The sequence below is a fragment of the Siphonobacter sp. BAB-5405 genome, assembly GCF_002872335.1.
Classification (GTDB): Bacteria; Bacteroidota; Bacteroidia; order Cytophagales; family Spirosomataceae; genus Siphonobacter.
The window spans coordinates 1-8,944 of sequence record NZ_NJAG01000058.1 but is presented as its reverse complement, the minus strand read 5'-3'; the positions used below and the strand labels follow the sequence as shown (position 1 = coordinate 8,944).

Here is an 8,944-nt window from a genome sequence, read left to right as displayed (position 1 = left end):
GGTAGTTGGGTCATACCAGTCAAAGGCGGGCTGATTATGACGTGATCCGATGTACGGGAAACCCTACGATTCTGAAGTCGTTCAACGATCCGGTGACCGGTTTTGCCGGTTCCTCCCAGCACGAGAATAGGATTGCTAATGTGCATGTTTGTAGCGTTTACGAGTGAAAAGCTTCCTCGGTGAGAAGCTGTTTCAAAAGTATCCCACTGAAAAACGCGGCACTAGAACAAAACCGACACTAGAAGGGTGAACTCGAAAAATTACCGAGAATCTGTTGGTTTTCCCGAAGATACGCCTGGGGTGAAAGACCCGCGAAGGTCTGGAAAGCCCGAATAAAATGGGATTGGTCGGCGTACCCGCGATCAAAGGCTACGTCGGAAAGCTTTGCGTAGCGATTGTGATTCAGTTGTTCCACCGAGCTTTGAAAGCGGTAAATACTGCTCCAGAGTTTGGGCGAAAGGCCAACGTAGTGCTTAAACCGACGCTCCAGACTTCGCTCCGAAAGACCCGTCTGTTGCTGCAATTCTTTCATGGATACATCGCCTTTCTGCTTATGGATCAGTTGTAAAGCCTGATGTAGTGTAGGATCAGGAGTGGCGGATGTTTGTTGCGAACGTTGGACGAGGTATGCTGATAGAAGATCAATTTGGTTAAATACCGTTGCCTGATGCATAAGCTGTTCGGGCAGATGCTGCGTTTGAGGGATGGACATTTCTTCCAAACCCAGACAGCGGTCCGTTAGAGCCGAAGCGTCCAACTGGAAAAGGGTCTTCAACGCATGGGGATAAAAGCAAAAGCCGATTACGCGAAAGCTACCGGGAAACTGCAACTGCGTGTACTGCGTAGCCGGACCATAGAGGTACAAGGCGGGAAGGGGCTTCTCGTATTGATAGAATGAACCACTTTCGGATTGTTGAAAGATGAGGCCGGGACACCCATCCGCCAGTACGCGGAACGTCGGTGCGGATACCTGCGATACGGGCGTTTCGAGGTACCAGATCGCCTGCACATACGCAGCAAGGGCAGGTGGAGGAGCGACAAATTGATAGGCCATACGAACAGAGAATAGAAGTACGCGAATCCATAAGAAGGCAGGGAGTACTCCTTTTTTGTGAAAGGGGTACTCCCTGCGAATCGTCGAGTTCCAGACTTAGTAGTCTAGCGTAATTCAGCGAGTTTCCTAATGTCTGTGCGAGATACGGCTTAATCCTAATTCCCAAAAGCGAAGTCGGATGAACGGAATCGGAAGCCAAACTATAAAGCTTTCAGTAAGCTTACTGGCATTCCGTAATACCTCAAATTTTCAGCGTTAAAAAAAGCACTAAAAACAGGTTCAAAAACGACGTTTATAAAACCAATCAAAGTTCTGCTAATCTTTACTTTATTAATTTTTTCATGTACACTTTACCCTCGCGTTGAATCTTGACCAGGTACGTGCCCGAAGGTAAGACCCCAATCGGCACGGCAACCGGCTGCGTAGGGGAGCTTACAAAAGATTGCTCGGGGATTACAATCCGACCCTGAGTCGTGAGAACACTGACGTGTACCGGGGTTGAGCGATCTTCCTGGAATCGCAAATGCATCAGTTGCGGGGCCGGGTTCGGGTACAGGTCGATTTGGAGAACGTCCGGACAGGCCTGGTGCAGGGATATGATCGAACTGTACGCGTAGGATTGGTCTTCATCCAGAATTTTGAGGCGGAAATAATGGATTCCTTGGCTGGAAGTCGAGGAGAGCATGGAGTAGTTGTTCCGGGATCTTCCGGTGGGCAAAGCAAAGGTAAAAGGTACGAAATGCTGTCCGTCCGCACTCTGCTCGATGATGAATCGGTTGATGTTCCGTTCATCGGCCGTTTGCCAGCGAAACCGAATGTTACAATTTTCATTGGCAGCCGAAAAATGAAGCAGGCGTAAAGGCAGGGGACCGTTGATCTGTTTTTGCAAAATAACGGAGCTGAACGGTGACACGGTATACGGTCCCGTGTACGTCACCCCCCGTACATCCGTATAGGTCTCGCCGCCTAAATTGACCGTTCGACTAGTACTGTCGGCATTTACTTCAAAACGAACGTAGTTGCTCGGATCATTTTCCGTCACTTCGAGTTCGCTGAAGACGATAGTATCCAGCCAGATTTTGCTTTGCGGATCGTGTAAGGTGAAACTCAGGAAGGTATTATCATTGGTATAGTTAGGGCTCAGTAGCAACTCGACTTCGGTGCGTGTGGTTGACAACGTCACCGTTTTTAGTTTACAAACGCCAAAATTTGAAGAGGCTGAAGATAAGAGAGCCACCTGTAACGCTGTAGTATCCCGACTGCCTTTGGCCGAAAATCTCAGCCGGTAGTACTTGCCAAAGGTAAGCGTACCAACATTGATAACGGCCCGGGATGATTTCGTTGTCGTGGTATCCGTCAGGTTCAACCGCAACGATCCGCCATCTAACTGTCCCGTATTGTCCCAGGCGGGAGCACTGGTACCACTGGCGGGCGTAAGCGTATAAGCCGTTGTTCCGGTGGTAAGCCCGGTATTGAACTGGCTATTATTGCTGACTGTAATGCGGTTAGGCCCTTCGGATTGTACAACCACGGGCGACTGGTACGTCTGCCCATACACCCCGTGAGCATCATACGATAGTTGCTGCCACTGGCTGAGGGTTAGGGCTTTCGAAACGCGTGGGGTAGCAGCCGTCGTGACGGTTTGGACAAAGGTGGGGTCTTTTTCGAAGGGTTGGCTGTAGTAGTTACTGTCCAGCGTACCTACTAAAGGCAGATACACCGCACTGCCGGTTTGTACCAGTCCACCCTGCTGATTGAGCGATCGAGCGTAAAAAATATTACGGACTACCCGATGATTCCGGGAGGCGGGTTTGCTGTCGGGGAAATAGCCGAAGCCGTACATGTTGTCGTAAAACGTATTGTTGCGTACGGTGTGACCAGACGTGGTAACGTTAAGCATCAGTCCGGCTCCCATTACCTGATAAACGGTATTTCCTTCCACCAGATTTCCCAAACTATTCCCATCCATATAAATACCACAGGCGTAATTGGAGTTGACGACGCGGGACGTGGTACCAAAGAGATTCGGATACGCCTGACGCACGACATTGCCAATCACCCGGTTGTTGCCGTAGCCGTACGTAGCCGGAGCGAAGCCCTTGAACGTATAGATGCCACCTACATCGCACTTGACCCGGGCGAAGTTGGAAACCTGATTGTTTTGAACCAGGAGATTAGTACCCTCAAACCGGATGCCGCAGTAGCCCACACTGTCGATGACATTGTTAGCGGCGGTGGCGTTTCGACCCACCAGATTAATGGCGTTGTACTGATTGTTGTTCGGTTCACCCATACCCGCCCGCAGAGCCGTATTCAGGATGGTGTTACGGTTACAGAGGTAGTCGCGAGCGGTAATAAAAATGGCGTTGTTATTGGTTTGGTTAAACGTATTGTCGGAGACCAGTACCTGTACGGCCCGGTTGACCAGCATCGCATTGTGATTATTGATAAACTGGCAGGACTGAATGCGAATGTTTTGGGTGAGGCTACCCGCGGTACTATCGATCCGAATGCCATACTCATTGGCCTGGGTGAACGCCAGTTGCTGAATGCTCAGGTGACTTTTTCCACTGGCAAAAAACGTACTACTCACCACCGGAGCTTCGGTCTGTAATTGATTAGGGTCGGTGGTAGAATAGAGGTAAACTTTTTTAGCCGATTTATCGAAGTACCACTCGCCGGGCTGATCGAGTGTAGCCAGGTGGTTTTGCAGGAAGTAGCCGTAGCCCGCATTGATGGTATAATTTCCTACCCCCGGAGCCACAAAGGTAAGCGTACTTCCGGTGTGCGACTGAACCACGGGTTTGTTAAGTAAAAACAGATTCACCCGTACCACGGCGGTAGCTCCCGTCCAGTCCTGCCCCGCCAGCGAGTTATCGTTCAATATAGTATTGCCACTGCCGGACTGGATACGCAGATAACCCTGATTAGTAGCGTCAGCATTGGGGTAGCGACCGATCTGTTGGGACGTTCCGTTGATGAAAAAATTATTCATGGCCGTAATGGGACCGGCGTAGTCCGCAACCCAGACGTTGCCCTGAAAAACGCTCCAGCCCGAAAGAGGCTGCGATCCGTTGATGATCGGTCGCGAGCCCGTGCCGTAGGCTCCGTACGTAATGGAAGCGGTGGCCGTACCGGATTTTTGTGGTAACAACTCACCCCGGAATACATCTCCCCGTCGGAATAAAATGCTGTCGCCGGGATTGAACGTGGCAGCCATGGTATTGACTTTCGCCAGGGTTTTCCAGGGGCTTTGTTGACTTAATCCCGTATTCCCATCATCGTTACCATCGGCGGAAACGTAATAGTTGACCTGAGCCTGGAGCAGCGTACTACTGACCAGCAGGAGTACCCATAAGAAGTAATGCTTTTTCATTGAAATAGGGTTTAGAGTGGTACCGATAGTAGTAACCGAAAGCAGCGACAATGCAATCACCATAAGCTGTGGGGTGTATACTACTATCGTTTTATTTTATATTGAAATCGTTCAAATATTCGGTGAAGTAACGCATACCTGCCAAATGAGAACCCGTGGAGATGGTGCAGATGTACCGGGAAATGTTGCAAGCTGTACTTTGGAGAGCGTAGACGTTTAAAATTTTGAAGGCAGATGGAATAAGTACTGCTTAATGAGTAGTGTAGGGATGTTGTAGCCAACCCTATTACGTCTGCGAAGAGGATACTTCTTGCCAGCAATTTTTGTGAAGCAGAAGCTCGCGACGAATAGTACACGGCCTCGAACCCATCAACAGTGATACAGGTAATGTTTTACATTTGTTAAACGAGCATTTAAAAAATGTTATTTTTGTATACTTTACCTCCGTGAAACAGTAAAAAAGGGAGAAAGTCATTTTGTCATGCTTCAATCATACGTAGCGTATTTCCGGGTTTCGACCCAAAAGCAGGGGCGTTCCGGACTGGGACTGGAAGCCCAGCGATCTACCGTCGATTCATACCTGAAAGGCCGGGGAGTCATGATTGCTAATTTTACGGACATCGAGTCGGGGAAGAAAGCCGATCGGCCGCAGTTGCAGGCGGCCATTGCGTATTGTAAAGAATACCGGGCGGTCTTACTGATTGCCAAGCTCGATCGCCTTACCCGTAATGTAGCCTTCATCTTTACGCTGCGGGATTCGGGCGTGGAATTCGTGTGTGCCGATATGCCCGAGGCCAACACCCTCACCATTGGCGTCATGGCGACGATGGCCCAGTACGAACGGGAGCTGATTGCCGAGCGTACCAAAAAAGCCCTGGCCGAAAAGAAAAAGCAGGGCGTGGCCCTGGGGAAGCCCGAAAATCTAACGGATGCGGCGAAGGAGAAAAGTCTGGCGATCCGTCAGCAAAACGCCCGGATGCATGAAAACAACCGGCGGGCGGGCATCCTGGCTCAGGCTTTACGCAAAAGTGGACATAACTGGAGTACCATCGCCAGCTTGCTGAACGAAAATGGTTTTCGTACCCGACGCGGGAAGACCTTTCAGGCCGTTCAGGTACAGCGGATTATCAAGTTGATGGAAGGCTAATGCTGACTAAAAAAGCACGGTTTACATTTGTAATCAGGTTTGCCGGTAAATTTAAGTGATCGCTATCAGGTAAGCTTTGCTGAAATCTGAAAACGTAATTTTTTCGGGCAGCTCTGCCGCGAGCATCGGATCCTGATCAAATCCGGTACCTTCGTACGATACGTTTGCTCTATACTATGGATGTACTGGATTTTGAATCGCCCTTTCAGATTCAGCTCAGTTTTGCTACGCTGCTCGATCGGCTTCACGAAGTTGCCCAGGGTACGGATGCCGAAAAGGCTCGTTCGGCTCAGGTCCTATTGACGGAGCTGGCTCCTTTTCCGGAGTTTCGGGAGGGAATCACGAGTGCAGATCAGGTAGAGAAGCATGCCAACCTGATTCGTCGTTTGCTAAAAGATTATTTTCCACCCGAACTGACGGATAATGAAATCAAAGCGGTCAGTATTCCTTTTCTCCCGATCATTTTCAACCATACCGAACGTTTTAAAAAGATTCTGGCGGCCGCAGGAACCGATTTTGAAATGGGTATACGCGACTTCGATGCTCATCAGTTTTACGTGCTGAGTTGTTGCATCATTCTTAATGATGTATACGGCACTAAACTCGACTTCGCCAAACCACTTTTTTATGACATCCCCACGGCCGAGGGCATTCTCCGGCATTACCGGATTTTATATAACGCCGATTTTCTGGATACCCTTCCCACGGAACAGGCTTTACCGCTCAGTCAGGCTGAAATAGAAGAACTCCTTGACAATTACGATAACCTGGAGCTTTGGAAAGCCAAATTTCCACCCAATAGCTGGCTGATCAAAGGTTTTGCTCTGATGGTATTGTACGATGCCACGGTCGAAAATGCCATTTCTCTTCTGAAAGAAAAATTGCTGGGTTCGTACCAGATCGATTTCCACGAAAATCTGCTGCCCATTTTTCACTCCATTTTCAATTCCAAAAGCCTGCGGATTGGATTCGCTATGTACAATGCGGCGAGCGACACGTTTACGAAAGCCGCTTTTGGCGAACCCCTGCCCAGCTTCATTCTGTCCGGGCACGATTCCTGCGTAGCCCGCCAAACGCTGTGCTTGAAATCCTACCAAAAGATTGTACAGCAATATACCTACTTTGCCGTAGCGGATACGCTGGAATACACCGCCCATAGTTTACTCATTGAACACCTGAATCAGCAGCACATTCGTAGTTTTATTCTGGCTCCAGTTGTCAAAAATCAGCAGTTGTGGGGCGTGCTGGAAGTGGTTTCGTCGCAACCCCGCGAGTTCAACAGTATCAATGCCCTTAAACTGGACGTGCTGATGCCTTTTCTGACGGAAACCATTGACCGGATGGAGGCGGAGTTGCAGAATCATATTCAGGCATTTATCCAAAATGTGTACACAACGATTCACCCGAGTGTATACTGGAAATTCCGCCAGGAGGCTCTGGCGTATCGGTATCATCAACAGGCCGGTCAATCGCATACGTTAGCCGAAATTGCTTTTCCTGACGTACATCCTTTATACGGTCAGGTTGATGTGAAAGGCTCGTCCGAAGCACGGAACCTAAGTACGCAGAAAGATTTACAAACGCAACTTGAGGCATTGCAGGCAGTACTCGACAGCGTAGCAATCGAACCCATTGAGAAACAACAGATTGCTCATTTTCTGATTGACATCTCCCAGCCGCTACAGGCTAGTACGGAACCCTACATCACCGCTTATCTGGATCATCGCATCCATCCGCAATTACGGATGCTGAACGAGGCCGCCGTAGACGAGTACTTTCGGGAAACAAATCTGGACGCGGGCCGTTTTATCACCACCGACGGAAATATGACAGAGCCATCCGGCAGATTAACGATAACCTGACCCGTATACTCGATCAGCGTCAGCAGGAAGCTCAGGCCATTTTTCCGCATTACTACGAGCGATTCAGGAGTGATGGGATCGAACATAATCTGTATATCGGGGCGTCCATTGCTCCGACGCTCACTTTTGGTACCGAACACCTGCGGGAACTGCGGCTCTGGCAGCTTCGCGTAATCTGCGAAATGGAGGTGAGTCATCAGCAGTTAAGACCTTTATTACCCTATCCACTCGAGGTAACCACGCTGATCCTGGTCTTTCCCAGTACGATCACCATTGCCTTCCGGCTGGATGAAAAACGTTTTGACGTGCAGGGAACGTACAATGCCCGTTTCGAGATCGTGAAAAAACGCATCGATAAAGCCCATGTGAAGGGTACGCAGGAACGCATTACCCAGGCTGGAAAACTATGCGTGGTATATTCAGGGGAAGAAGATGAAAAGGAATACCGCCCGTACCTGACGCAGCTACAAGAAGAAGGGGTACTTGATGCAACAATTGAACAACTGGAGGTAGAAGATTTACAGGGAGTAGCAGGTTTGAAAGTATGGCGAGTGGGCATTACCGCATCGAACGTTGAAACATACCGTTCGGTACACCTCAGGTCGGATCGTATTAATAAAGAAACCACTCCTAAATAGAAGTGGTTTCTAACAACTCTCCGCTTGATTTTATGTACTGCAATTCGTTACCAGGATCCGGGCGTCATCAACAAACCGTCATATTCCGTAGCATTCGGAATCGTTGAGATTAGGATGGCGGGCTCGCCTCTACTCTCCGTGAGGGTATAGTAATAGACTTTCTTATGTTCCTTTAATTCAGCAGCCGTCATGTTACGTTTGAAATTGTGACTGCTTACGCAATTATCCTTGCTTTTGAAGTTTCCTTCGGTAGGAGTAACCGTTAAGGTACCTTCTTCCTCATTGAACTTCACATGACCCTTCTCAAAAGAGAATACCTCCGTGCGGCAACTGTAAGCGGTGACATTGTTGATCGTGTAACACTCGTACGTACCGTTTTTCTTAAATTCAAAAGACATGGACTGTTCGTTGGCATGACCGATGTAGTCATTTCCATTATCCCAGTAACTACCGGCGGATGAGCGGCCGAAGCTCCATTTTCCAACTACTTCTTTAGGGGCGGGGGACTGCGTTTTCGGATCGAGATCATCTCCTTTTTTACAGGAAGTCGTAACCAGACTCAATACCGTTACTACTAAAGCAAATACCTTTTTCATGAAATTGTGATTCGTTTGATAGATTGAACGGTTCAAAATTGGGACCTAAACCGCCCTGAGAAAATGAGTAGTTACCCGAATTGTCATTAAAAGGGTATGAACTGTAGAGAGGTGATGAGTAACTGCTATAGAAGTAGGGAGAGCAGTGGATGGATAAATAGGGAGTGCGGGCGTAATATCAATACAAAACTTAAACTATATAAAATATTATAACGTTACTTTTACTGTTATAATAATTTTATTATAGTTGAGTCGGTTTATTGGCACAATC

At 48.6% G+C, this 8,944-nt stretch carries 6 protein-coding genes; 3 read left to right on the top strand and 3 right to left on the bottom strand.

Annotated elements, in window-relative coordinates; translation table 11 throughout:
* Positions 1 to 238: 238 nt before the first annotated feature.
* Both BWI97_RS25035 and BWI97_RS25030 read right to left on the bottom strand, forming a co-directional pair.
* Positions 239 to 1,054, bottom strand: coding sequence for a helix-turn-helix domain-containing protein (locus BWI97_RS25035; RefSeq protein WP_102203266.1), 816 nt, complete (start codon positions 1,052 to 1,054; stop codon positions 239 to 241).
* Positions 1,055 to 1,376: 322 nt separating this feature from the next.
* On the bottom strand, positions 1,377 to 4,430 hold the full coding sequence (locus BWI97_RS25030; RefSeq protein ID WP_158242844.1) for a right-handed parallel beta-helix repeat-containing protein: 3,054 nt from the start codon (positions 4,428 to 4,430) through the stop codon (positions 1,377 to 1,379).
* Positions 4,431 to 4,911: 481 nt separating this feature from the next.
* On the opposite strand from BWI97_RS25030, the gene BWI97_RS25025 reads away from it, so the two are divergent.
* The 3 genes from BWI97_RS25025 (at position 4,912) to BWI97_RS28135 (ending at position 8,077) form a co-directional block, all read left to right on the top strand.
* Complete coding sequence (locus BWI97_RS25025; RefSeq protein WP_094812650.1) at positions 4,912 to 5,577, top strand: recombinase family protein; 666 nt, start codon at positions 4,912 to 4,914, stop codon at positions 5,575 to 5,577.
* 176 nt (positions 5,578 to 5,753) lie between these two features.
* Positions 5,754 to 7,439, top strand: a complete 1,686-nt coding sequence (locus BWI97_RS25020) for a GAF domain-containing protein (RefSeq protein WP_199182097.1) — start codon at positions 5,754 to 5,756, stop codon at positions 7,437 to 7,439.
* A gap of 182 nt (positions 7,440 to 7,621) precedes the next feature.
* Positions 7,622 to 8,077, top strand: coding sequence for a hypothetical protein (locus BWI97_RS28135; protein ID WP_199182096.1), 456 nt, complete (start codon positions 7,622 to 7,624; stop codon positions 8,075 to 8,077).
* Between the two features lie 47 nt (positions 8,078 to 8,124).
* Here BWI97_RS28135 and BWI97_RS25015 read toward each other — a convergent pair whose 3' ends face one another.
* The gene (locus BWI97_RS25015) at positions 8,125 to 8,673 is read right to left on the bottom strand and encodes a hypothetical protein (RefSeq protein ID WP_094812646.1); all 549 of its coding nucleotides are present in this window, start codon (positions 8,671 to 8,673) and stop codon (positions 8,125 to 8,127) included.
* Positions 8,674 to 8,944 lie beyond the last annotated feature (271 nt).

Coding starts and splice junctions, on each gene's coding strand:
- BWI97_RS25035 (WP_102203266.1), bottom strand. CDS start 1,054: ATGGCCTATCAATTTGTCGCTCCTCCACCTGCCCTTGCTGCGTATGTG.
- BWI97_RS25030 (WP_158242844.1), bottom strand. CDS start 4,430: ATGAAAAAGCATTACTTCTTATGGGTACTCCTGCTGGTCAGTAGTACG.
- BWI97_RS25025 (WP_094812650.1), top strand. CDS start 4,912: ATGCTTCAATCATACGTAGCGTATTTCCGGGTTTCGACCCAAAAGCAG.
- BWI97_RS25020 (WP_199182097.1), top strand. CDS start 5,754: ATGGATGTACTGGATTTTGAATCGCCCTTTCAGATTCAGCTCAGTTTT.
- BWI97_RS28135 (WP_199182096.1), top strand. CDS start 7,622: ATGGAGGTGAGTCATCAGCAGTTAAGACCTTTATTACCCTATCCACTC.
- BWI97_RS25015 (WP_094812646.1), bottom strand. CDS start 8,673: ATGAAAAAGGTATTTGCTTTAGTAGTAACGGTATTGAGTCTGGTTACG.